At 66.7% G+C, this 22570-nt stretch carries 19 protein-coding genes; 14 read left to right on the top strand and 5 right to left on the bottom strand.

What is annotated here, in order from left to right:
* Window positions 1-3: 3 nt before the first annotated feature.
* Together QW881_RS30400 and QW881_RS30395 are read right to left on the bottom strand one after the other, a co-directional pair.
* Window positions 4-873, bottom strand: coding sequence for a TIGR01459 family HAD-type hydrolase (locus tag QW881_RS30400; RefSeq protein ID WP_315754430.1), 870 nt, complete (start codon window positions 871-873; stop codon window positions 4-6).
* Complete coding sequence (locus QW881_RS30395) at window positions 870-2144, bottom strand: FGGY-family carbohydrate kinase (protein WP_315754432.1); 1275 nt, start codon at window positions 2142-2144, stop codon at window positions 870-872. The genes QW881_RS30400 and QW881_RS30395 overlap by 4 nt, the downstream gene beginning before the upstream one ends.
* A gap of 179 nt (window positions 2145-2323) precedes the next feature.
* Here QW881_RS30395 and QW881_RS30390 point away from each other — a divergent pair, with 179 nt between their 5' ends.
* The 11 genes from QW881_RS30390 (at window position 2324) to QW881_RS30340 (ending at window position 16616) form a co-directional block, all read left to right on the top strand.
* On the top strand, window positions 2324-3313 hold the full coding sequence (locus QW881_RS30390) for a sugar-binding transcriptional regulator (RefSeq protein ID WP_315754562.1): 990 nt from the start codon (window positions 2324-2326) through the stop codon (window positions 3311-3313).
* 38 nt (window positions 3314-3351) lie between these two features.
* Complete coding sequence (locus QW881_RS30385; protein WP_315754434.1) at window positions 3352-4791, top strand: extracellular solute-binding protein; 1440 nt, start codon at window positions 3352-3354, stop codon at window positions 4789-4791.
* A gap of 105 nt (window positions 4792-4896) precedes the next feature.
* Window positions 4897-5823, top strand: a complete 927-nt coding sequence (locus QW881_RS30380) for a sugar ABC transporter permease (RefSeq protein WP_315754436.1) — start codon at window positions 4897-4899, stop codon at window positions 5821-5823.
* 12 nt (window positions 5824-5835) lie between these two features.
* On the top strand, window positions 5836-6693 hold the full coding sequence (locus QW881_RS30375) for a carbohydrate ABC transporter permease (protein ID WP_315741294.1): 858 nt from the start codon (window positions 5836-5838) through the stop codon (window positions 6691-6693).
* Between the two features lie 6 nt (window positions 6694-6699).
* Complete coding sequence (locus QW881_RS30370; protein ID WP_315754438.1) at window positions 6700-7803, top strand: ABC transporter ATP-binding protein; 1104 nt, start codon at window positions 6700-6702, stop codon at window positions 7801-7803.
* 15 nt (window positions 7804-7818) lie between these two features.
* Window positions 7819-8928: an ABC transporter ATP-binding protein gene (locus QW881_RS30365; RefSeq protein WP_315754565.1), complete on the top strand. Its 1110-nt coding sequence runs from the start codon at window positions 7819-7821 to the stop codon at window positions 8926-8928.
* A 2-nt stretch (window positions 8929-8930) separates the two neighbouring features.
* A complete protein-coding gene (locus QW881_RS30360) occupies window positions 8931-10511 on the top strand; it encodes an FGGY-family carbohydrate kinase (RefSeq protein ID WP_315754440.1) in 1581 nt (526 codons plus the stop codon).
* On the top strand, window positions 10504-11544 hold the full coding sequence (locus QW881_RS30355) for a 2-hydroxyacid dehydrogenase (protein WP_315754442.1): 1041 nt from the start codon (window positions 10504-10506) through the stop codon (window positions 11542-11544). The genes QW881_RS30360 and QW881_RS30355 overlap by 8 nt, the downstream gene beginning before the upstream one ends.
* A gap of 18 nt (window positions 11545-11562) precedes the next feature.
* Entirely contained in the window at window positions 11563-12309 is a 747-nt protein-coding gene (locus tag QW881_RS30350; protein ID WP_315754444.1) for a class II aldolase/adducin family protein, read from the top strand.
* Window positions 12306-13814, top strand: a complete 1509-nt coding sequence (locus tag QW881_RS30345) for a glycerol-3-phosphate dehydrogenase (protein ID WP_315754446.1) — start codon at window positions 12306-12308, stop codon at window positions 13812-13814. Before QW881_RS30350 ends, QW881_RS30345 begins: the two co-directional genes overlap by 4 nt.
* Before the next feature lie 213 nt (window positions 13815-14027).
* Window positions 14028-16616 (top strand): ATP-binding protein, encoded by a 2589-nt coding sequence (locus QW881_RS30340; RefSeq protein ID WP_315754448.1) that lies wholly within the window; start codon window positions 14028-14030, stop codon window positions 16614-16616.
* A gap of 752 nt (window positions 16617-17368) precedes the next feature.
* Here the strand turns inward: QW881_RS30340 and QW881_RS30335 are convergent.
* From QW881_RS30335 to QW881_RS30325, 3 genes are all read right to left on the bottom strand, one after another.
* Window positions 17369-17950: a DNA-binding protein gene (locus tag QW881_RS30335; RefSeq protein WP_316159216.1), complete on the bottom strand. Its 582-nt coding sequence runs from the start codon at window positions 17948-17950 to the stop codon at window positions 17369-17371.
* A 1-nt stretch (window position 17951) separates the two neighbouring features.
* Complete coding sequence (locus tag QW881_RS30330) at window positions 17952-18332, bottom strand: hypothetical protein (RefSeq protein ID WP_316173089.1); 381 nt, start codon at window positions 18330-18332, stop codon at window positions 17952-17954.
* 62 nt (window positions 18333-18394) lie between these two features.
* Window positions 18395-19060, bottom strand: coding sequence for an XRE family transcriptional regulator (locus tag QW881_RS30325; protein WP_315754461.1), 666 nt, complete (start codon window positions 19058-19060; stop codon window positions 18395-18397).
* Between the two features lie 205 nt (window positions 19061-19265).
* Here QW881_RS30325 and QW881_RS30320 point away from each other — a divergent pair, with 205 nt between their 5' ends.
* The 3 genes from QW881_RS30320 to QW881_RS30310 are packed head-to-tail and all read left to right on the top strand — an operon-like array spanning window position 19266 to window position 22408.
* Window positions 19266-20762: an amidase gene (locus QW881_RS30320; RefSeq protein WP_315754463.1), complete on the top strand. Its 1497-nt coding sequence runs from the start codon at window positions 19266-19268 to the stop codon at window positions 20760-20762.
* Window positions 20763-20802: 40 nt separating this feature from the next.
* Entirely contained in the window at window positions 20803-21153 is a 351-nt protein-coding gene (locus QW881_RS30315) for a RidA family protein (RefSeq protein WP_315740350.1), read from the top strand.
* A gap of 16 nt (window positions 21154-21169) precedes the next feature.
* Complete coding sequence (locus tag QW881_RS30310; RefSeq protein ID WP_315754466.1) at window positions 21170-22408, top strand: FAD-binding oxidoreductase; 1239 nt, start codon at window positions 21170-21172, stop codon at window positions 22406-22408.
* The last annotated feature ends 162 nt before the right edge of the window (window positions 22409-22570 follow it).

Here is a 22570-nt window from a genome sequence, read left to right as displayed (position 1 = left end):
TTCTCACCACAACAGGTGCTGCATCGTCCAATTCGGCATGCGGCCTGGCGAAGCCGCGAGCTTGCGCGTCGCGGCAGCCAGGTCGGGCGCACCGGCCAGCGTCGTGCGATGCACGCCATCGCCGAGCAGCAGGCTCTGCAAGCCTGCGGCGCGGGCGCCGGCGACGTCATGGTCGAGCGAGTCGCCGATCATCAGCACGCGATGCGGATGCGGATGGCCGAGCTGCTCCAGCGCAGCCGCGAAGATCGGCGCATGCGGCTTGCCGACGAAGCTCACCGGGCCGCCGAGCCACTCATAGGCGCGCGCCAGCGTGCCGGGCGCAGGCACGAGGCCGCTCGCGCCGAACATCATCAGGTCGGGATTGGCGCAGATCATCGGCACGCCTCGCGCCGCCGCTCCGGTGAATTGATCGCGCCAGAGGTCCGGCTCGGCGAGGTCGTCATCAAGGCCGCCGAGCAGGATGAAATCGGCGTCGCGCATATCCGTCACGATGACGAGATCCAGCCCGTCGATCAACGAGCAGTCGCCGCCCCTGGTGATCAGGAAGCAGGCATTGCCACAATCGGTGAAGGGCGCGCGGGTTCTGTCGCGCAGGCCGGTCCAGGTCACCTCGCCCGAGGTGAGAATGCCGTCATAGGCGGAGCGCGGCAGGCCGAGCCGGGCGAGGCGCTCGGCATTGGCGCTCGCGCGCTTGCCGGAGTTCGACAGCACCAGGATATGCTTGCCGGCCTCGCGCAGCCTGAGGACGCAGTCATGCGCAGCGGTAAGCACCGTCCTTCCGTCATGCAACGTGCCCCATTGGTCGAGCAGCACGTGATCGAACCTGTCGGCGATGGCGGACAGGCCGCCGATCTCACACGCCGCTGCCGTCATCGCGGCGGTCCCTGCAGCGCCAGCAGCGCCGTGCCATAGCTGGCTTCGGTCCGCGCGGCGGCGCTGACGGGCACGCCGACGATGCGCCGGCGGATATCGGTCCAGGCATCGTTTCGGACGCCGCCGCCGATGCTGATCACCCGCCGCAGAGCCGGCGCGCCGAGCGCGTGAAGACGCCGATAGGCCAGCGCTTCTACGCCAGCAATTCCTTCGAGCAGCGCCTGGAAGAAGCGATGATCCTCGGCCGGCCGTGGCGTGATCCGCGGCGCCAGCGCGGGATCTGCGATCGGAAAGCGTTCGCCGGGTTTTTGCAGCGGATAGTAGTCGAGCCCGGTGGGCTCGTCCGGGCGCAGTAGCGGTGTCATGCGAACCATGGCGTCGGTGGTGAAATGCGCAAGCAGCGCGGCGCCGCCGGAATTCGATGCGCCACCGGCGAGCCATTTGTCGCCGAGGCGGTGCGAGTACACGCCCTGATCGGCGGCGAAAATCGGCTGCGTCGCGACCAGCTTCACCACCAGCGTGGTGCCGAGCGAGGTCACCGCATCGCCCGGCGTATCGGCGCCGGTGGCGATGAAGGCGGCGACGCCGTCGGTCGTGCCGGCGACGATGCGCGTCGATGGGGACAGACCGAGCGAGCGCGCGATGGCTGGATCGATGTCGGCGAACGGCGTGCCCGGCACCAGAATGCTCGGCAGCACGTCGCGTGGAACGCCGAGCTGATCGATCCACTGCGGCCATTCGCGCCTGACGGGGTCATAGCCGAGCTTCAGGGCGTTGTTCTCATCGCTGACGCCGTGATGGCCGGCGAGGCGTCCGGCGATCCAGTCGGCCTGGTGCACGGCATGCCGCGTGCCGCTGGTGGAGGCGAGCAGATGCAGCAGCTTGGCGAGCGGGCTGCTCGTGCCATGCGCACCGCTCTCGGGCGGCGCGATTGCGGCGATGCGCCTGGCCTCGTCGACGGCGCGGGCATCATTGTACATCAGGCCGAGCGAGCGGGGCCGCCCGTCGGCGTCGATCAGCAGCAAGGTGCCGGAGGTGCCGTCGACTGCGATGCGCGCGACGGCGCCGAGATCGACGATCCTGCCGAGCTTGTCGAGCGCCGCGACCGTCGCCTGCCACCACAGCTCGGGATCCTGGTCGATGGCGTTGCCGTCCTGACGCGGCGCGACCAGCGGAACGGCGGCTGCGCCCTTGATCTCGCCGCTGATATCGACGGCGCAGGCGCGCACACCGCTCGTGCCCACGTCGATGCCGACAAACAACTCCGTCATGCGACCTCATCCCGTTGTGCGCCGACGAGCATGCCTGTGCTCGCCCGGTGCGTCGTCCCTGACGCGCTGCAGCACGTTTGGGGGATTGACGGCCGGATCGGCGTCTGCAATTTTTTGCAAGGAGTGAAGAATTTTGCAAGCAGGCATTCGGCGTGACGACAGCTTCCGACAGGGCGCCCATGGTGGACGGCGAGGCCTCGCTCGCGACGCGCGCCGCGTGGCTGTATTTCGCGGCCGGGCTGACGCAGTCGGAGGTCGCCGACCGGCTCAACATCCAGAGCACCAAGGCGCATCGCCTGATCGCGCGCGCCAGCCGCGAGGGCATGATCCGCGTCTTCGTCGAGGGCCCCGTCGCCGAATGCGTCGCGCTGGAGAACGCGCTGGCCGAGCGCTACGGGCTCGCCTTCTGCCGCGTCGCGCCGGATCTCGGCGAGGGCGATCTGCCGCTGAAGGCGCTGGCGCTGGAGGGCGCCAGCTTCCTGCGCCAGGTGCTGGAGCGCGGCGACGACAAGATCATCGGCGTCGGCCACGGTCGCACGCTTGCGGCGGTGGTGGCGCAACTGCCGCAGACCCCGGCGCGCGACGTGCAGTTCGTGTCGCTGCTCGGCGGCCTCACGCGCAAATTCGCCGCCAACCCGTTCGACGTGATCCATCGTCTCGCCGAGCGCACTGGCGCCGAAGCCTATCTGCTGCCGGTGCCCGTGTTCGCCAATTCGGTCGCGGACCGCCGCGTGCTGATGCAGCAGTTCGGCATATCGGACGTGTTCGCGCTGGCGCAGCGGGCGTCGCTGCTGTTCGTCGGCATCGGCCAGATCCACGCTGACGGCTTCCTGGTGTCGAGCGGCATGATCAAGCCGGACGAGGTCGTCGAGCTGAAGCGCGCCGGCGCCTGCGCCGACCTGCTCGGGCATTTCTTCAACGCCCAGGGCGAGCTGCTCGATCTCGATCTATCGGCGCGCGCCACCTCGATGGCCGCTGCCGATCTGAAGAAACACCGCATCGTCGCCATCGGCGGCGGCGAGGCGAAGATCACGGCCCTGCGCGCGGTGCTGCGCAGCGGCTTCCTGAACGGTCTCATCATCGATGAGGTAACCGCTCAGGCATTAGCGACCGACAAGCCGGAGAAAACATCTGGCAACTCCAAGAACAAGAGTCGGAAGGGCAGGTAACGCGAACACGTCTCTACAAAAAACAAAGGGAGGGTTGAATGTACGATCGTGAGAAGAATCTCTTTGCGTCCTATGCCGGCAAGCGCATCAGCCGGCGTGATCTGCTCGACGGCGCTGCCAAGCTCGGCATCGCCGGTGTCGCCGCCAATGCCGCCTTTGCCTCGGCGATGTCGAGGGCGATGGCCGCGGATTTCAACTGGAAGGCCCATAGCGGCAAGACCGTCAAGCTGCTCCTCAACAAGCATCCCTATGTCGATGCGATGATCGGCGATATCGAGGCGTTCAAGAGCCTGACCGGCATGAACGTCAGCTACGACATCTTCCCGGAGGACGTCTATTTCGACAAGGTGACGGCGGCGCTGTCGTCGAAGTCCGATCAATACGACGCCTTCATGACCGGCGCCTACATGACCTGGACCTATGGTCCGGCCGGCTGGATCGAGGACCTCAACACCTACATCAAGGATCCCGCCAAGACCAATCCGGCGTTCGCCTGGGACGACGTGCTGCCCGGCCTGCGCTCCTCGACCGCCTGGGACGGCGTGGCCGGCTCCGAGCTCGGCTCGGGCAAGGCCAAGCAATGGTGCATCCCGTGGGGCTACGAGCTCAACAACATCACCTATAACCGCAAGATCTTCGACAAGGTCGGCGTCAAGCCGCCGAAGAATCTCGACGAGATGCTCGACGTCGCTGCCAAGATCACCAAGGACGCCGGTGGTCCCTATGGCGTCGGCGTGCGCGGCTCGCGCTCCTGGGCCACCATCCATCCCGGCTTCCTGTCGGCCTACGCGAATTTCGGCCAGAAGGACTTCGTGATGGAGGGCGGCAAGCTCAAGGCCGCGATGAACACCAAGGCGTCGAAGGATTTCCACGAGAAGTGGGTCAAGATGATCCAGGGCTCGGGTCCGAAGAACTGGTCGACCTACACCTGGTACCAGGTCGGCACCGATCTCGGCGCCGGCGCTTCCGGCATGATCTTCGACGCCGACATTCTCGGCTACTTCATGAACGGCGGCGAGAACAAGGAGCGTGGCAATCTCGGCTATGCGCCGTTCGCGGCCAATCCGGCCGCCAAGGCGCCGACGCCGAACGTCTGGATCTGGTCGCTGGCGATGTCGAGCTTCTCCAAGCAGAAGGATGCGGCGTGGACCTTCATGCAGTGGGCGGCTTCTGTCGAGCACGACCTGTTCGGCGCCCGCAAGATGGACTTCGTCAATCCGGTCCGCACCTCGGTGTGGAAGGACAGCGAGTTCCGCGACCGCATCGCCAAGTCCTATCCTGGCTATCTCGAGCAGCATGACCTCTCGGCGCCGGGGGCGAAGATCTACTTCACAGCGCAGCCGCTGTTCTTCGATCTCACGACGGAGTGGGCGGCCTCGCTGCAGAAGATGGTGGCCAAGGAGATCAGCGTCGATGAAGGCCTCGACAAGCTTGCCGAGAGCATCAACCGTCAGCTGAAGCAGGCCGGTCTCGGTTGAGGCCGGGTGCTGCACCGTCCATGACCACCTGCCGGTCCGGCCGCTCCCCCACGGGCGTCCGGACCGGCCCATCCCCGCGCTGATGCGATCACGCTTGTCATGAGCATGGCTGAACTTATCGAGACCCAAGCAGTGCCGCGCCGCACGAAACGCTGGCGCGGGCGATTGCTGCCATACCTGTTGAGCCTGCCGGCCCTGCTGGTCTGCATCGCCATCCTGGTGCCGTTCGTCACCGCGGCCGTCTATTCGCTGCAGCGCTACAGGCTCAATCTGCCATATCTACGCGGCTTCATCGGCATCGACAACTACATCGATTTCCTGTCCGATCCGGCGTTCTGGAACACGCTGCGGATCTCGCTCGTCTACACCGCGGTAACAGTCGTCGCCGAGCTGCTGCTCGGCCTGGGCATCGCGCTGCTGCTGCGGCGGCCGACGCGCTTCCACAACGCGGTCTCGATCGTGCTGCTGCTGCCGCTGATGACGGCTCCGGCGATCGCCGCCTTGATGTGGAAGCTGATGACCAATCCGAGCTTCGGCATCCTGTCCTATCTGGTCGGCCTGTTCGGCGCGCATGACTTCAAATGGGCCTCCGATCCGTCGACCGCGCTGTTCACGGTCGTCCTGGTCGACGTCTGGGTCTACACGCCCTTCATCATGATCCTGCTCTTGGCCGGTCTGCGCTCGCTGCCGCGTCAGCCGTTCGAGGCGGCCGCACTCGACGGTGTGCCGGCGAGTTTCGTGTTCTTCCGCATCACGCTGCCGATGCTTGCGCCCTATATCATCACGGCGTCGCTGTTCCGGCTGCTCGATTCCATCCAGCAGTTCGACATCGTCTATGCGATGACGCAGGGCGGGCCCGGCGACCGGCTGATGGTGTTCCAGGTCCAGGCCTATCTCGAGTTCTTCCAGTACACCAATGTCGGACGCTCGGCTGCGCTGCTGATGATCCTGTGGCTGATCACCAACGTCCTGTCGAACATCTTCATCAAGAACTGGCTGCGGCTGCGCGCACGCGCCCACGGTCACGCCTGAGGGAGGGACGTCATGGATCACTCCAGCCTTGCTGGACGCATCTTTCGCGGCATTGCGCTCGCGCTGGTGCTCGTGTTCTTCATGTTTCCGATTGTCTGGATCCTCCTGATGTCGTTCCAGACCAACGAGCAGATCCTGCGGATCCCGCCGCGCATCCTGTTCGAGCCGACATTCGCCAATTACGAGGCGCTGATCTCGGGCCAGCTCCGCACCGCGGCCGGCAATCTGCAGATCTCGTTCATGCGCAACCTGATGAACAGCTTCGTGCTGTCGAGCGCCTCGGTGATCCTGGCCTTGCTGCTCGGCGTGCCCGCGGCCTATGCGTTCGCGCGCTTCAAGTTCAGGCTCGGCGAGACTATTGCGTTCACGCTTCTCTCGTTCCGCTTTGCGCCCCCGCTGCTGGTGCTGCTGCCGCTGTCGCTGTACTACCAGCAGCTCGGCCTGAACGACACGTATTTCGGCATCGTCTGGGTCTACCAGCTGATCGCGCTGCCGTTGATCCTGTGGATCGTGCGCGGCTATTTCGAGGACATCAGCCCGGATATCGAGCATGCCTACCGGCTCGCCGGCCATTCCTGGCGCGAGGCGTTCACACGCATCGCGGTGCCGCTGGCGGGGCCGGGAATCGCAGCGGCGGGGCTTTTGTCCTTCATTTTCTGCTGGAACAATTTCGTCTTCGCGCTGATCCTGGCCTCGGCTGACAAGCAGCCGGTGACGGTGGGCGCGCTCGCCTTCGTGACGGCGTCCGGCATCCAGTACGGCCAGATCGCCGCCGCGATCGTGCTGTCGGTCACGCCGACATTGCTGCTGGCGCTTTACGCGCAGCGTTATCTCGTCGAAGGACTGTCGCTCGGTGCGGTCAAGGGTTGAGGATTCATGGCGCGTCTCGAACTGAAAGCCGTCGACAAGACCTTTAGCGCCGCCTGCTGCGCGAAAGGCGTGTCGCTGACGGTCGAGCCCGGCGAGATCGTCGCGGTGTTCGGTCCGTCCGGCAGCGGCAAGACCGTGCTGCTGCGCATGATCGCCGGCATGTTCGAGCCTGACGATGGCGACATCCTGGTCGGCGGGCGCTCGATCGTCGATGCCCCGCCGGAGCAGCGCGGCATCGGCATGGCCTTCCAGAATTTTGCGCTGTTTCCGCATATGAGCGCGCGCGACAATATCGCCAGCGGCCTGCGTGCGACGGGGGCGGCCGACACCGCCGCGAAAGTGACGGCGATGAGCCGGCTGTTGAAGATCGAGCACGTGCTCGGCCACAAGCCTCGTGAACTGTCCAACGGCCAGAAGCAGCGCACCGCGCTGGCGCGCGCGCTGATCGGCAGCCCCGAGGTGCTGCTGCTCGACGATCCCCTGCGCAATGTCGATGCCAAGCTGCGTTACGAGATGCGCCTCGAGCTGCCGAGCCTGCTGCGCCGCAGCTCGGCGGCGGTGCTCTATGTCACGCAGGACTATCGCGAGGCGATGGCAATCGCCGATCGGATCGCGGTGCTGATCAATGGCCGTCTGATGCAGGTGGCGCGTCCCGAGGAAATCTACGCGCGGCCCGCCTCGGTCGCGGTGGCGCGGCTGTTCGGCGATCCCAGCATCAATCTTGCCGAGGTCACGCCGGTGGCGGAGCAGGGCCGACTGACCGCATCTGTCGCCGGGGCGCTGATCCGGCTCGATGCGGACGGCTTGCCGACCAATATGCGCGAGCGCTGCTGGCTTGGCGTCCGGCCGGACGATGTCGTGGTGACGCGTGATGGCGGCGAGGGTGCGATCCCGGCGCGGATCGTCGCGGTCACGCCGATCCACGAGCGCGCCGTGGTGCTACTGCGCTTCGCCGACGGATCCGAGTGGCTGGCTGCGCTGGCGCCCGAGGCGCTGGAGGCGGATGCGGACGAGGACGTGTTCGTGCGGTTCGCGCCCGATGCGGCGCTGTTGTTCGACCACGCGACGGGAGACCGCATTGGCCTCTCGCCGCGGCGGCAGGCGGCGTGAGGACCTGACATGGGCATGCTCGAAATCCGCAACGTCGACAAGATCTATCACAGCCGGGGCAAGCCGCCGGTCCATGCCGTGCGCGCGCTCGATATGGAGGTGAAAGCAGGCGAGATCGTTGCGCTGCTCGGCTCTTCCGGCTGCGGCAAGACCTCGACTTTGCGCATGATCGCCGGGTTCGAGAGCGTCAGCTCGGGTTCGATCGCGCTGGCACTGCGGCCGATCCATGATCTGGCGCCGGCGAAGCGCAAGGTGGCGATGGCGTTCGAAGGCTATTCGCTGTATCCGCCGCTCACCGTGCGCGAGAACATCGGCTTCGCGCTGAAGGCGCAGCAGCTCTCGCGCGCCGAGATCGCGCATCGGGTCGATAGCATCGCCCGCCTGGTCGAGATCGAGGATATCCTCGATAGCCATCCGCGCGCGCTTTCCGGCGGGCAGCAGCAGCGCGTCTCGCTGGCGCGCGCGTTGGTGCGCGACGCCGACCTCTATCTGCTGGACGAGCCGATGGGGCAGTTGGAGCCGCAGCTCCGCGCCGTGCTGCGCGGCCGCATCAAGGGCCTGCTCGCCGAACGTGGCATGACGGCGATCTTCGTCACCCATGACCAGACCGAGGCGAGCGCGCTCGCCGATCGCATCGCTGTCATGGAAGACGGCGTGCTGCAGCAGTTCGCCAGCGAGCGCGAGCTGAAGAACCGTCCGGCCAATCAGTTCGTCGCGAGCTTCATCGGCGAGCCGCCGATGAACCTGCTGGAGACCGCGGTGACGCAGGAGGAAGGCGGCTTCCGTCTGTCCGTGGGCTCCGATGTTGCCTTTCACATTCCCGGGCAGACGTTGGACGTGACGGGACAACAGGCGCTGGTGCAGGCCGATCGGATCAAGGTCGGCATCCGGCCGCAGCGGATCGCGATCGGCAGCGGTGAAACGCGGCTGCGCGTCGTCTCCAACCAGTGGCTCGGCGATCAGTCGCACATTGCGGGCGAGTGCGCCGGTCATCTGCTGGTCGCCGTGACGTCGAGCAGGGTCGTGGCGCGGCCGGGCGACGTCGTGCCGTGCGCGCTGGAGTCAGGCCATCTCCACGTTTTCGGCGCCGACGGCGTCTGCGTCCGCCACGCGGAGGCGCGTTGAATATGACCTCCGGAGCGATTCGCGACGTGATCATCGGCATCGACGCAGGGACGTCGGTGATCAAGGCGGTGGCCTTTTCGCGGGATGGCCGCCAGCTCGGGGATTTCGCGATTCCCAACAGCTACACCACCTTGCCGGGCGGCCGAGTCGAGCAAGACATGGAGCGGACCTGGACCGACACCGTTGCGGCCTTGCGCGGCCTCAGCGGCGCGCTGCCGAATCTGGCTCACCGGGTCGCCGCGATCGCCGTGACGGGGCAGGGCGATGGCACCTGGCTGATCGATGCGGATGGCCATCCCGTCGCTCCCGCGCTGCTGTGGCTCGACTCGCGTGCGGCAGGTTTCGTTCAAGCCTTCCGCGGCGGCGAGCGCAATGTCGCGCACTATCAGCGCACCGGATCGGGGCTCAACGCCTGCCAGCAGGGGGCGCAACTGGCCTGGCTGCAGGCCCATGACGAAGAGTTGCTGGGACGCGCGGGCACGGCGTTCCACTGCAAGGACTGGCTCTACTTCAAGCTGACCGGCGAGCGGGTCACCGATCCCTCCGAGGCGACGTTCTCCTGCGGTGATTTTCGCAAGCGCAGCTTCGACGGCGATGCCGCGCGTCTGATCGGCATCGCCGATGCCGCGCGCCTGTTTCCAGATGTCGTCGACGGTGTCGCGACGACGCATGGCTTGACGGCAACGGCTGCGGCCGAGACGGGCTTGCCCGAGGGCGTGCCGGTGTCGCTCGGCTATGTCGATGTGATCTGCAATGCGCTCGGCGGTGGGCTGTATGACCCCACGCCGGAGGTCGGCTGCACCATCATCGGCTCGACCGGCATGCACATGCGGCTGGTGAACGGCGCCGATGCAGTCAGGCTGAATGCCGAGGCGACCGGTTATACGATGCCGTTCCCGGTGCCGGGCCACTATGCGCAGATGCAGTCGACCATGGCCGCGACCTTGAACATCGACTGGCTGCTCGATGTCGCGCGCGGGGTGCTCGCCATGGAAGGCATCGCGCGGTCGCGCAACGACCTGATCCGGCGGCTGGACGAGCGTGTGCTCGCGGCGAAGGCGGGCGAGCTGCTTTATCACCCTTTCATTTCAGATGCGGGCGAGCGCGGGCCGTTCGTGTCCCACGAGGCCGCCGCGCAGCTGATCGGCCTGCGCACGCGTCATGGCTATTGGGATCTGATGCGCGCCGTCATGGAAGGGCTGGCCTTCGCGGCACGTGACTGCTACGCGGCGATGGGATCGTTGCCGGCGGAGATCCGGCTGACCGGCGGCGCGGCCCGCAGCCGCGCGCTCGGCGCCATTCTCGGGTCGGCGCTTGGCAGCACCATCCGGGTCTGCCGTCGCGAGGAGGCCGGCGCATCGGGCGCCGCGATGATCGCGGCGGTCGCGACCGGTCTCTATTCGAACATGATGGACTGCGCGGAGGAGTGGGTGAGACCGTATCTGGATGAGCCGCAAGCGCCGGATGCGGCGTTGGCGGAGCGCTATGCACAGCTGTTTCCGGCCTATGTCGAGGCTCGCCTCGCGGCGCGGCCGGTGTGGAAGCAGCTAGCGGCCCATCGCGCAGGTGCCAACCATGTCTAGCTCGATCGCCATCATCGGCGACCGCTTCATGCTGCCGTCGGTGTTCGCCGAGCGCATCACCGCCGTCTGCGGTGATGGCATCGACATCCGCATGCTCGAGCAGCCATGGCCGGACGAGCCGATGGAGCATGGCTATGCCGGCTCCAAGCTCGACGGGCTGAAGGAGTTCATGGGCGACCCCGAAGAACTGGCGGACTTCATCGGCGAGGCGTCCCTGCTGGTGACGCATCTGGCTCCGATCTCGCGGGCGATGCTGCAGCGGTTGCCGAGCCTGAAATTCATCGCCGTGTCGCGCGGCGGCCCCGTCAACGTCGACATGCAGGCCGCGCGCGATCACGGCGTGTTGGTCGTCAACACGCCCGGCCGCAACGCGAGCGCGGTGGCCGAGTTCACCATCGGCGCGATGCTCGCCGAGACCCGGTTGATCCGTAGCGGCCACGAGTCGATGCGGGGCGGGCAATGGCGCGGCGATCTCTACCGCGCCGATCGCACGGGACGCGAACTCGGCGAAATGACGGTCGGCATCGTCGGCTATGGCGCGATCGGCACCCGCGTGGTCAAGCTCTTGAAGGCGTTCGGCTGCAAGATCCTGGTGACCGACCCCTACGTCCAGCTCAGCGCTGAGGACCGCAACGACGGCGTCGAGCATGTCGCGCTCGCCGACCTCTTGGCGCGCGCCGACGTCGTCAGCCTGCATGCCCGCGTGACGCCGGAAACCACCGGCTTCATCGATCGCGATGCGCTGGCCCGGATCAAGCCCGGCGCGATCCTGATCAACACGGCGCGCGGGCCGCTGGTCGACTATCACGCGCTCCATGACGCGCTCAGCTCGCAGCGACTGGCCGGTGCGATGCTCGATACGTTCGCCGTCGAGCCGGCGCCGCCGGACTGGCCGCTGTTGCAGCTTCCCAACGTCACGCTGACGCCGCACATCGCCGGCGCGTCCGTGCGCACCGTCACCTTTGCCGCCGACCAGGCGGCCGAAGAGGTTCGCCGCTATCTCGCCGGCGAGCCGCCGCTCAATCCCTGCTGACGACGAAAGGTTTTCGACATGAATCGCGAGGAACGGCTGATCCGCGAGAACATCATCGCCAAATGCCGATGGATGAATGCGTCGGGCTTGAACCAAGGCACCTCGGGCAACATCTCCGCCCGCTACAAGGACCGCATGCTGATCACGCCCTCGGCGACGCCCTATGACTCGATGAAGCCGGAGATGATCGCCTCGATGCCGCTCGAGGGTGAATACGGATCTTGGGAAGGGCCGCTGAAGCCTTCGACGGAATGGCGCTTTCATCTCGACATCATGCGCGGCCGTCCGGATGTCGGCGGCGTCGTTCACACGCATTCCACCTATGCCACCGTGCTCGCCATCGCGCGCAAGCCGATCCCGGCCTGCCACTACATGATGGCGGCGTTCGGCGGCACCGACATCCGCTGCGCCGGCTATGCGCGGTTCGGCACGGCCGAATTGTCCGAGCTTGCGCTGGAGGCGCTGGAAGGCCGCAACGGCTGCCTGCTGGCCAATCACGGCATGATCGCGGTCGGCGCCAATCTCGACAAGGCGATGTGGCTTGCGGTCGAGCTCGAGACCATCGCCCGGCAATATTATCTGTCGCTCGCGCTTGGCCAGCCGCACATTCTGGGTGACGCCGAGATCGCCGAGACGGCGCAGGGGTTTTCGACCTACGGGCTGCAGGAGCCGAAGGCGAAAGCGGCAAAGCCGGCCAAGGCGACGGCAAAGGCGCGCGCCGCCGCGCGCAGCAAGCCAGAGAAGAAGCGCAGCAGCAAGCGATGAATGCGACGGTCTCACGCAGCGGAACCGATCACGGTCTGTTGGACCTCGCCGTGATCGGCGGCGGCATCAATGGCGCTGGTATCGCCCGTGATGCCGCCGGCCGCGGCCTGAAGGTGCTGTTGTGCGAGAAGGACGATTTCGCCGAGGGCACCTCGTCGCGATCGGGCAAGCTGATTCATGGCGGCTTGCGCTATCTGGAGTACTACGAATTCCGCCTGGTGCGCGAGGCCCTGATCGAGCGCGAGGTGCTGCTGGCCTCGGCGCCGCACATCATCTGGCCGATGCGCTTCGTGCTGCCGCACTCGCCGGAGCAGCGTCCCGCCTGGCTGGTGCGCGCCGGGCTGTTCCTCTACGACCATCTCGGCGGCCGCAAGCAGCTGCCAGCGAGCCGCAACGTCGATCTCGCGCATGAGCCGGAGGGCGCGCCGCTGCGCCCCGAATTCCGGCGCGGCTTCGAATATTCGGACTGCTGGGTCGACGATGCCAGGCTGGTGATCCTCAATCTGGTCGATGCCGCACGCAAGGGCGCGACGATCCTGCCGCGCACCCGCGCCGTGAGCGCACGGCGAGAGAATGGCGTCTGGCGGCTGGAGATGCGCTCCGAGAGCGGCGAGCTGCAGACCGTCAGCGCGCGGGCGCTGGTCAACGCCGCAGGTCCCTGGGTGCAGGACGTGGTGCAGGGCGTCGCCGGGCTCAACTCGGCGCACAATGTGCGGCTCGTGAAAGGCAGCCATCTCGTGGTGCCAAAATTCTGGAGCGGATCGCAGGCCTATCTGCTGCAGAACGCAGATCGCCGCGTCATTTTCGTCAATCCTTATGAGACCGATCTGGCGCTGATCGGGACCACCGACATCGTGCATGACGGCCGCGCGGAAGACGTTGCGATCGACGGTGCCGAAGTCGACTATCTGCTCGCCGTGCTCAACCGCTATTTCCGGGCTGCGCCCGGCAAGGGGGATATCATTCACGCCTTCTCGGGGGTGCGGCCGCTCTATGACGACAACGCCGACAATCCGTCGGCGGTGACGCGCGACTACGCGTTCGAGGTACATGGTGCACCCGGGCAGCCGCCGCTGCTGTCGATCTTCGGCGGCAAGATCACGACGTTTCGCCGGCTTGCCGAACAAGCGATGGAGCGCCTCGCGCCATGGTTTCCGCAGCTGGCGTCGGCATGGACGGCGGGCGCGCGCCTTCCGGGCGGCGATCTCGGTGCGCCGTTCGATCAGTTCCTTGCTGATCTCGCCGGCGAGTATCCGGGATTGCCGCCGGCGGTGCTGGCACATTATGCGCGGCTCTACGGCACCCGGGCGCGCGACCTGCTCGGAGCATCCCGCGACGTCGGCGATCTCGGCCGCCATTTCGGTTCCTCCTTTTATGAGCGCGAGCTCGTTTTTTTGCGCGAGCAGGAGTGGGCCGTCACGGCCGCCGATGTCCTCGACCGGCGCACCAAGCATGGCTTGCATCTGAGCCGTGCCGAGCGCGAGGCGTTCGAGCATCAGCTCTGATCGCGTCTTGACGCCTCGAGCCCTTCCGCGACCGCCGCAGCGCTTGGCGGGTGCCGATGACACGCCCCGGCAAATCGTGCTATCGAGCGCCCGCGATATGGATCGCGACGCGCCTGGAGACGCGGAATTCGGCACAATCCGGACCTTCGCCGATGCTTGACGCGCCGATCGATTCACAATCAAACCGCCCGACGACCTCCTGAATTCGACGCCATGCCGGACCAGATCAAAGCGAGAGCCGACCATCGGCGCGGTCCGCGGCAGGCAGGCATTGTCGACGCCTGGACCAGGGCCGCGTCCGGCTCCTGGATGGACCGGCGCTGGACCCCCTGGATCATCGTGCTGAGCGGCCTCGTGCTGGCGCTGCTGTGTGATGCCTTCGTGGCGCACATGCTCTCCGTCAATTATCGGGAGACCTATCGGACCACCGAGGCCGCCAACGGCGATCTCGCCCGCGCGCTCGAAGAATACATGTTGCGCAACATCCAGGGCGTCGACGTGCTCTTGAACACGACGATCGACAGTCTCAAGCAGGACCCATCGCTGCTCACCGCCGGCAATCCGGCCCTGATCGACGAGCTGAAGCGCAGGGTGGCGCCGTATCCCGCCGCGGGCGGCATCGTCGTGATTGATGCGGACGGCAACCTGCTCGGCGACAGCGCCGGCAACGGAGTTCCCGGCCGCGAGAACAATTTCGCCGATCGGGCCTATTACAAGGTCCAGCGCGATGACCCCGGCCGCGGCCTGTTCATCGACGTGCCGGTGGCCTCGCGTGTGAACAAGGGTCTGTTCATCGCGGTGAGCCGCGCCTTGATGATGCCGGGCGGACGTTTCGCCGGCGTGATCGTCGTGGCCGTCGACTACGAGAATCTGCGGCAGTTCTTTCTGTCGCTGAACGTCGGGCAACGCGGAACGGTGACGCTCTATCGAGACGATGGCACGATCCTGCTGCGCTCGCCGAACGCCGACGATTTTGCCGGCCGCAACGTTCGGTCCAATCGACTGTTCAGCCAATATCTCCCGCAGGCGCCTCACGGCAGCTTCGAGGGCAGCGGCATGACGGATGGCACGTCGCGGAGCATCAGCTATCGACGCGTCGCCGGCCTGCCGCTGGTGGTGACCGTGGCGCGCGATCCGGTCGAGTATCTGGCCGGCTGGAAACACAACGCGCTGTACTACAGCGCCATCGCCGCCGGGCTCAATCTGCTGATCTCGGGATTCGGCCTCGTCCTGGCGCGGCAATGGCGGCTGCGCGCGGCATCCGAGCAGGCGCTGCGCGACAATTTCGAGCAGCATCTGCTGGTCACGGAGAACGTGCCCGCGTTGATCGTCCAGGTCGGCGCCGATGGTGACATCCGCTACGCCAACCGTGTCGCACGCGAATGGTACGCGCAGCCGCCCACCGGAGCCGGCCGCAGCCGCAGGATCGACGACTACATCGATCCCGCGCGACGTGGCGAGGTGAGGCCGAAGATCGAGGCCGCGCTGGCCGGCCGGACCGCGGGCGGCGAGGAGAAGATCGCGTTTCCCGACGGCCGTGAACGCTGGTGCCAGACCATTCGGGTGCCGGATCGCAGCCAGGATGGCACGGTGCGCGGCTATTTCGTGCTGTCGGTCGACATCACCGAGCGCAAGCGCATCGAGGACGAATTGCGCCAGGCCCAGAAGATGGAGGCCGTCGGCCAGCTGGCCGGCGGCATCGCGCACGATTCCAACAACATGCTGGCGGCGACGCTCGGCAATCTGGATCTGCTGCTCGACGCCTTGCCGCCCGCCGATGTCTCCTGCCGCAGCATGGTCGAGCGGGCGATCGAGGCGGCGGAGCGGGTCGCCGATCTCAACCGCCGGCTGCTCGCCTTCGCCCGCAAGCAGGCGCTGCAGCCGCAGATCACCGACGTGAACCAGCTCGTCAGCGGCATGACGACCATCCTGCAGCGGACGCTCGGCGAGAACATCGAGATCGAATTGGCGCAGGACCCGATGCTGTGGCACTGCCTGATCGATCCGACGCAATTGCAGAACGCGCTGCTCAATTTGGCGCTCAATGCGCGGGACGCGATGGACGGCGGCGGGCGCCTGACGATCGCGACGACGAATGCCGTGCTCGACCAGCCGCTCGATGACGGCGACGAGCGCATCATACCCGGGGACTACGTGACGATCGCGGTGTCGGACATGGGGGCCGGCATGCCGCCCGAGATCGCGCGCCGCGCCTTCGAGCCGTTCTTCACCACCAAGGAGTTCGGCAAGGGCAGCGGCCTCGGCCTCAGCATGGTCTATGGCTTTGCGCGGCAATCGGGAGGCACGGTGCTGATCGACAGCCGGGTGGCGGAGGGCACGTGCGTCACGCTGTATCTGCCGAGCGCGGGGCCGGGCGTCACCGGTGGCACGCGCGCCGGCGCGGCGCGGCTGGCGCGGCCGCAGACCGGCGAACGGATCCTGGTCGTGGAGGACAATCCGCTGGTCGGCGCGATGGCATCGACCATGCTGACATCGATGGGCTACAGCCTGGTCGTCGTCACCAACGTGGCCGGGGCGATTGCCGAGCTGGAGCGGTCGGACCCGGTCGCGCTGCTGCTGACCGACATTCTCCTGCCGGATGCCCTGACCGGCATCGACCTGGCGCGCGAGGTGCGCCGCAGATGGCCCGATCTGCCCATCGTCTTCATGTCCGGCTTCGCCGACCCCTCGCTGGTGCCGGAGGAATTCCGGGCGACGACCAGGCTTCTCGCCAAGCCGTTCCGGCTGAGCCAATTGTCGGAGGCGATCGTGTCGGCCTTGGCCGGCAGGACAGCGACGTGAGCCCGCAGCTAGCATGCGGTGAGCGATCCGCCGGTTGCGGCCGATCAGCTGCGCTGTCGGGACGTGTTCTCGCGACCTCGCGGCGCGCATGGCGTCCGAGCCGTGGAGGTGGTGTCGCCCTCTCGACAACGAGGGCGCGGGGAATGCCGGGCGCTGGCCGCACCCATGGCCCGCCAGCGAAAGAAAATGCTGGCGGCAGGTACCACAGGTTCAGCCGAGACATCCCGGCATTCCCCGCGCGATGGTTGGGCGGCTTATACGTCCTCTCCCCGGGGACCGGCTGTCTTGCCCCCGTCACCCGCGCAACGCGAACGCGTTGTCACGAGCTTGGCCTCAGCACCGGGAGGCCAGGACCCTACGATTTCGCCGGCGCACCGAATTCGTTCGTCCGCATGACCAGGTCACGCTGCGAGCCGACACGCCCACCGCATCCCACCCCGCGTGTCGTGACGATCGCGATACGCCCCTCGTGCCGAGGCGGGACGGTGGTAGAAAATCATGATTTTCGGAAAAACGAAAGAGGAATATTTTTCACGGAACGACTGGACAGGGGTGATGTGGTTGAGGGGGCAGACGAAAACAGAGTTTTGGCGCAACCGGGTTTTCTCCCGCGCTGCTCGGGACGGCGTTGAACCATGAGAGCGAGGAGACGTCGTTGCAGCCATGGCGCAACGTCCGACATGAAGAAGCCAAGACGGTTGTGCGGACACGAAGCCCCAGCACCGCGACCGAGACTGGCTCAGTGCACAGCTCTAAGCCTGATCAGGTTCGGCTCCTCGATAGAAGAGCGCTCGTCCCTTCGGTATGAGCTGAAGCAATATGTCGTAGTCGGTGACATTTGCCGTCAGGACCACCAAGCCGAGCTTCTGCGCCTGAAGGAACAGCGCGCAATCGCGGAGAGCGCGGAACTTGCCATCTTTGTCATAACCCTGGGTTCGGCAAAGGATGCCTGACAGGAGTGCTGCGCGTCCTAGAATTTCGGCGTCTGAGGTGAAGATGCGATGCGAGGGCGTCGCCTTGATCTGTCGTCCAACCACCGCGATGACGGACGCAGTGCGCGAGTCGGCTGGGTTCAAGGCGCCAACCGTGTGCATCAACTCCTGCACCGCAATGATCGAGTGGTTGACCTGACGACGCGCGATGACTTCGTCCAGAATGGGAGGCGAGCAGCTCTGCATCTGGTCGATATAGACACAAGTGTCGAGCAAAAGTCCTTGTCCGGCAATCAGGCCGGGTCCGACAAATGGCAGCTCGTCATCGCTCCGCCGTGCCAGCGTTCCCCGTGGATCGAAACGCGCCCAGCGCCGCGCGCTCTCGTAGTCGAATGCCGCCACTTCAATAGCCGAGCTTCAGTTTCGGATCGACCGTCCCGCGCGATTCCTTGAAGACTTGCGCGAAATTATCCTCGAGCGCGATGGTCGCGAGAGCAAACTCGATAAGGTCGGTATCCGTTTCGATTCCCGTTTGCCGTTTGGCCTGCCGGACCAACGCGGAGCTCACGCGTCCGCCAATCCGTCCCGCCTTGTCCTTGAGGAGTCCGGACCGTTCGGCTGCCCGCATGACCGCCTGGACGCGCGTCTCGCTCGGGACGACGCGTCCAATCGTCGCCTCAACGCGAGGCCGGCGCGACATGCCGTGAGCGGTTTGCTTGCCCCGGCGGGAGGGGGATTTGCCGGCAGGTGCCTTGGCCATGATGATCCGGGTTCTGTTGGACAAAAACCTTCTTTGTTCAACATAGCGCGTCTCGCCTCTGCTTCAACGTGCCGCCGACCCGCCCCTCACTCCACCGCATCCTTCTTCGCGATCCGGTGCAGCTGCTCGAACAGATCGGCCTGCTCACTGGTGCACAGACACACGCCCTGCGCGGAGTCCGTGTCGCCGGCGTTGAGGTAAGCGTGGCCCATGGTGCTGTCGAGATACATGCCGTCGCCTTCGTGTAGGATCTCGGGCGCGTAGAACTCGGTGTGGACGGCGATGGTGCCGCGGGTCACCAGGAAGTATTCCTCGCCGCTGTGGCGGAGCAGGGGGCCGAACTCGTCCAGAGTGCGGGCGCGCACCTCGGCGATCATCGGCACCATGCGCTTTCCGATCAGGTCGGTGCATTGATAGGTGTAGGTGTAGAACCTCGTGTTCACCACCTGGCCCTGGCCGGAGCGGCTGATGCTGCGCCGTGCCGTCACCGGCCGGCCCGGCTCGGGGCGCGGCGTCGTCGGGCTGAACAGCTCGGCGATATCCATCTGCAGGCCCGAGGTGAGCTGCAGCAGCTTGTCGTAGGTCAGCGACATCAGGCCGTTCTCGACCTTGGACAGGGTCGACAGCGCCATGCCGGTTTTTTCGGCGACCTGCTTCAGGGTCAGCCCGCGCGCCTGCCGGGCCGCCTTCAGGCACTGGCCGAGCTGGGAGTGGGGGCCTTCGGCTGAAACGCTGATGGCAGTGTCTGTCAAAGCGATCTCCGGAAAATCCGTTAGCGGATCAGGCGTGCCGATGGCCGGGGCAGGCCGACAATCTCGCCCCAAAGAACAACATATTCAATTGGGTGCCCCGATGTCCGAAGGTCATGCGTGGACAGCGGTGGAACAATGCGTTTTCGGGTCGTGCATTCGATTTCCTATATGCTAAATAGTTTTCCGAAACGGAAAAGAGAAGCCCGTGGAATCGATTTGCGACAAGACCGCCGTCGAGCTGGTCAACCTCCTGAAAACAAAGGCGATCTCGCCGGTTGCGCTGCTCGAATCGTGTCTGGACCGGATTGCGGCGGTGAATCCGGCCGTCAACGCGGTGGTGACCCTGGACGAGCCGGCTGCCCGCGCGGCGGCCAAGGCCGCCGAGGCCGAGATCGTGAGGGGCGAGGACCGGGGGGCGCTGCACGGCCTGCCGGTGCTGATCAAGGACACCCAGGACACCGCCGGGATGCGCTCCACCTATGGCAGCCCGATCCTGGCCGACAATGTGCCCGTGGCCGACCAGGCCTCGGTGGGCCGGCTGCGCGCTGCCGGCGCGATCATCTTCGGCAAGACCAACACGCCGGAATGGGCGGCGGGCGGCAACACCCGCAATCCCGTGTTCGGCGCCACCGGCAACCCGTTCGACCCGATGCGCTCGGCCGCCGGCTCCTCCGGCGGCTCGGCGGTCGCGCTCGCTTGCGGCATGGCCCCGCTGGCCTCCGGCTCGGACACCGGCGGCTCCCTTCGCAATCCGGCCGGCTTCTCCGGCATCGTCGGCATGCGGCCGTCCTACGGCCTCGTCGCCAGCGAGAAGCGCGCCCATGGCTGGTCGTGCCTGTCGACCGATGGGCCGATGGCGCGCGATGTCGCCGATACCGCGCTGATGCTGTCGGTGATGGCGAGCGACGATGCGCGCGATCCGCTCGCCTACACCTTGCCGGGCGAAGCCGTGCGCGGCGCGCCATCGCGCTGGGCGGTGCCGCCGGTGGTCGAACTCAAGACGCTCAGGCTCGCCTTCACCGAGGATTTCGGCTTTGCGCCGACGGAAGCGCTGATCCGCCGCGCCTTCCGCGCGCGCGTGTCGCGCATCGCGCCGCTGTTTGCTGACGCGCAGGAGAGCGCACCCGATTGCAGCGGCGCCGACGAGACTTTCGCGGTGCTGCGCGCCTCGCTGTTCCTCACCCAGCACGGCAAGAATTTTCGCGAGCGGCCCGACATGCTGGGGCCGAACGTGCGCGCCAATGTCGAGGAGGGGCTCGGCTACAGCCTCGACGATTTTTCGCGCGCGAGCGCCAACCAGACCCGCATCTACCGCGCCTATCAGGGCTTCTTCGCAAGCCACGACGTGCTGATCAGTCCGACCATCACCTTGAGCCCGCGGCCGTGGGTCGAGTTGTATCCGGCCGAGATCGACGGCGTGCCGACACGCTCCTACTTCCACTGGCTGGCGCTCGCTTATGCGGTGACGCTCGCCGGCCATCCCGCGCTCAGCCTGCCGCTCGGCCTCGACGACAACGGCCTGCCGTTCGGTCTGCAGATCGTAGGTCCCCGCGGCGGCGATGCGCTGGTGCTCGGCGTCGCCGCGGCGCTGGAGGCCGCCTTTGCCGATGACGCCGAGCTGCGCCGTCCCCGGCCGGACCTCGCCAGGCTCGCGTCGCTGCCGCCGCTGGCGCAGACGCCGGGCTTCATGGCGTGGGATTGAGGCCGGCCATCATGATCAATACATCCTGGAGCGACTAACGATGTCCGACGCCCCCTCATGGCCGTTTTCGCTGGTGCGCCGCGCCGGCGGCCTGGTGTTCCTGTCCGGCGAAATCCCGGTTGCCGATGACGGCAGCATTCCCGAAGGCATCGCGGCGCAGACCGATCTCGTCTTCAAGCACATCTCGGAGACGCTTGCCGGCGAAGGCCTGACGCTCGACGACGTCGTGTCCTGCATGGTGCACCTCGCCGACAAGGCGGATTTCGCCGCCTATAACGAGGCCTATCGCAGGCACTTCAAGGACCCGCTGCCGGTGCGCACCACGGTGCAGGCGCAGATGATGGCGGATGTGAAGATCGAGGTCACCGTCGTCGCAGCGGCGCGGACCTGAGGCAGGAGTGATGACGATGCAAAGCGCGATTGTTCTCGGTGGCGGCATGGTCGGCGTCGGCACGGCGCTGCACCTGCAGAGCCGCGGCTGGTCAGTGGCGCTGGTCGACCGCAGGGAGCCGGGCCGCGAGACCAGCTACGGCAATGCCGGCATCATCCAGAGCGAGGCCGTCAGGCCCTACGCGATGCCCTATGATCTCGCCGGCGTGCTCGACATTGCGCTGGCGCGCACCAACGACGTGCACTACAGCCTCGCGGCGTTGCCCTATCACGTGCGCTCGCTGCTGCAATACTGGTGGAATTCGTTCCCCGCCCGGCACGAGGTGCTGACGCGGACCTATGCGCAACTGATCGCACGCGCCGCGCCCGAGCACGAGCCGCTGATCCTCGCGGCCGGGGCCGGCAATCTCGTGCGCCGTGACGGCTTTCGCGTGCTGCACCGGACGCAGGCGCAGTTCGACAAGGAGGCCAGGGAGGCCGAGGCGGTCGGCAAGGCGTTCGGCGTCAAGTTCAAGCTGCTCAGCGCACAGCAGCTCAAGCAGGCCGAGCCCGGGCTGATCGACAGCGGCATCGGCGGCCTGCACTGGCAGGAGCCGTGGACCGTGTCCGACCCCGGCAGCCTCGTCGGCTCCTATGCCGAGCTGTTCACGCGGCGCGGCGGCAAGCTGCTGCGCGGCGATGCGACCACGCTCGCACAGGCGGGCAGCGGCTGGGCCGTCACCACGGCGGAGGGACGCATCGAGGCCGAGGCCGTGGTGGTCGCGCTCGGACCGTGGTCGCCGGAGTTCCTGAAGCGGTTCGGCTACGACATCCCGATGGTGCGCAAGCGCGGCTATCACCGTCACTACAGCGGCGGCGCCCCGCTCGATCTGCCGTTGCGCGATGCGGCGCGCGGCTATCTGATGAACCCGATGGCGCTCGGTGTGCGCATCACGACCGGCGCCGAGCTGTCATCGCCGAATGCGAAGGCGACCCCGGTTCAGCTCGGCAAGGCCGAGGCTGCCGCGCGCCAGCTCATCGATCTCGGCAAGCCGGTGGAGCCCGAGCCGTGGATCGGCACGCGGCCGTGCATGCCCGACATGCTGCCGGTCGTCGGCCAAGCGGCGCGTCACAAGGGCCTGTGGCTGCATTTCGGCCACGGCCACCAGGGCTTCACGCTGGGGCCCGCGACGGGACGCATCCTCGCCGAGCTGATGAGCGGCGAAGCGCCGAGCGTCGACGTCGCCGCCTGCGCGCCGGCGCGTTTCGGCGCATAGCTGCGAGCGCCGTTGCAGCCCTGCAATTGCAGGCTGCAGCGGCGCCCGCCACGCAGTCCCTTGTTTACCAAGCGTGGCTGTTCTGGGCCGTTCTGGCGCTGCAAAATTTCCACTTCACGAATTCGCAAGCCCGCTCTCCTAGGGTGATGCCGGTTGGACCAG

This window comes from Bradyrhizobium sp. SZCCHNS3016, assembly GCF_032484535.1.
Lineage (GTDB): Bacteria > Pseudomonadota > Alphaproteobacteria > Rhizobiales > Xanthobacteraceae > Bradyrhizobium.
The sequence above is the reverse complement of the archived record's forward strand: the minus strand, read 5'-3'. Positions and strand labels throughout refer to the sequence as shown.

What these genes read in the sequence shown, in the direction of transcription:
- QW881_RS30400 (WP_315754430.1), bottom strand. Translation starts at nt 873, where the DNA reads ATGACGGCAGCGGCGTGTGAGATCGGCGGCCTGTCCGCCATCGCCGAC.
- QW881_RS30395 (WP_315754432.1), bottom strand. Translation starts at nt 2,144, where the DNA reads ATGACGGAGTTGTTTGTCGGCATCGACGTGGGCACGAGCGGTGTGCGC.
- QW881_RS30390 (WP_315754562.1), top strand. Translation starts at nt 2,324, where the DNA reads ATGGTGGACGGCGAGGCCTCGCTCGCGACGCGCGCCGCGTGGCTGTAT.
- QW881_RS30385 (WP_315754434.1), top strand. Translation starts at nt 3,352, where the DNA reads ATGTACGATCGTGAGAAGAATCTCTTTGCGTCCTATGCCGGCAAGCGC.
- QW881_RS30380 (WP_315754436.1), top strand. Translation starts at nt 4,897, where the DNA reads ATGGCTGAACTTATCGAGACCCAAGCAGTGCCGCGCCGCACGAAACGC.
- QW881_RS30375 (WP_315741294.1), top strand. Translation starts at nt 5,836, where the DNA reads ATGGATCACTCCAGCCTTGCTGGACGCATCTTTCGCGGCATTGCGCTC.
- QW881_RS30370 (WP_315754438.1), top strand. Translation starts at nt 6,700, where the DNA reads ATGGCGCGTCTCGAACTGAAAGCCGTCGACAAGACCTTTAGCGCCGCC.
- QW881_RS30365 (WP_315754565.1), top strand. Translation starts at nt 7,819, where the DNA reads ATGCTCGAAATCCGCAACGTCGACAAGATCTATCACAGCCGGGGCAAG.
- QW881_RS30360 (WP_315754440.1), top strand. Translation starts at nt 8,931, where the DNA reads ATGACCTCCGGAGCGATTCGCGACGTGATCATCGGCATCGACGCAGGG.
- QW881_RS30355 (WP_315754442.1), top strand. Translation starts at nt 10,504, where the DNA reads ATGTCTAGCTCGATCGCCATCATCGGCGACCGCTTCATGCTGCCGTCG.
- QW881_RS30350 (WP_315754444.1), top strand. Translation starts at nt 11,563, where the DNA reads ATGAATCGCGAGGAACGGCTGATCCGCGAGAACATCATCGCCAAATGC.
- QW881_RS30345 (WP_315754446.1), top strand. Translation starts at nt 12,306, where the DNA reads ATGAATGCGACGGTCTCACGCAGCGGAACCGATCACGGTCTGTTGGAC.
- QW881_RS30340 (WP_315754448.1), top strand. Translation starts at nt 14,028, where the DNA reads ATGCCGGACCAGATCAAAGCGAGAGCCGACCATCGGCGCGGTCCGCGG.
- QW881_RS30315 (WP_315740350.1), top strand. Translation starts at nt 20,803, where the DNA reads ATGTCCGACGCCCCCTCATGGCCGTTTTCGCTGGTGCGCCGCGCCGGC.
- QW881_RS30310 (WP_315754466.1), top strand. Translation starts at nt 21,170, where the DNA reads ATGCAAAGCGCGATTGTTCTCGGTGGCGGCATGGTCGGCGTCGGCACG.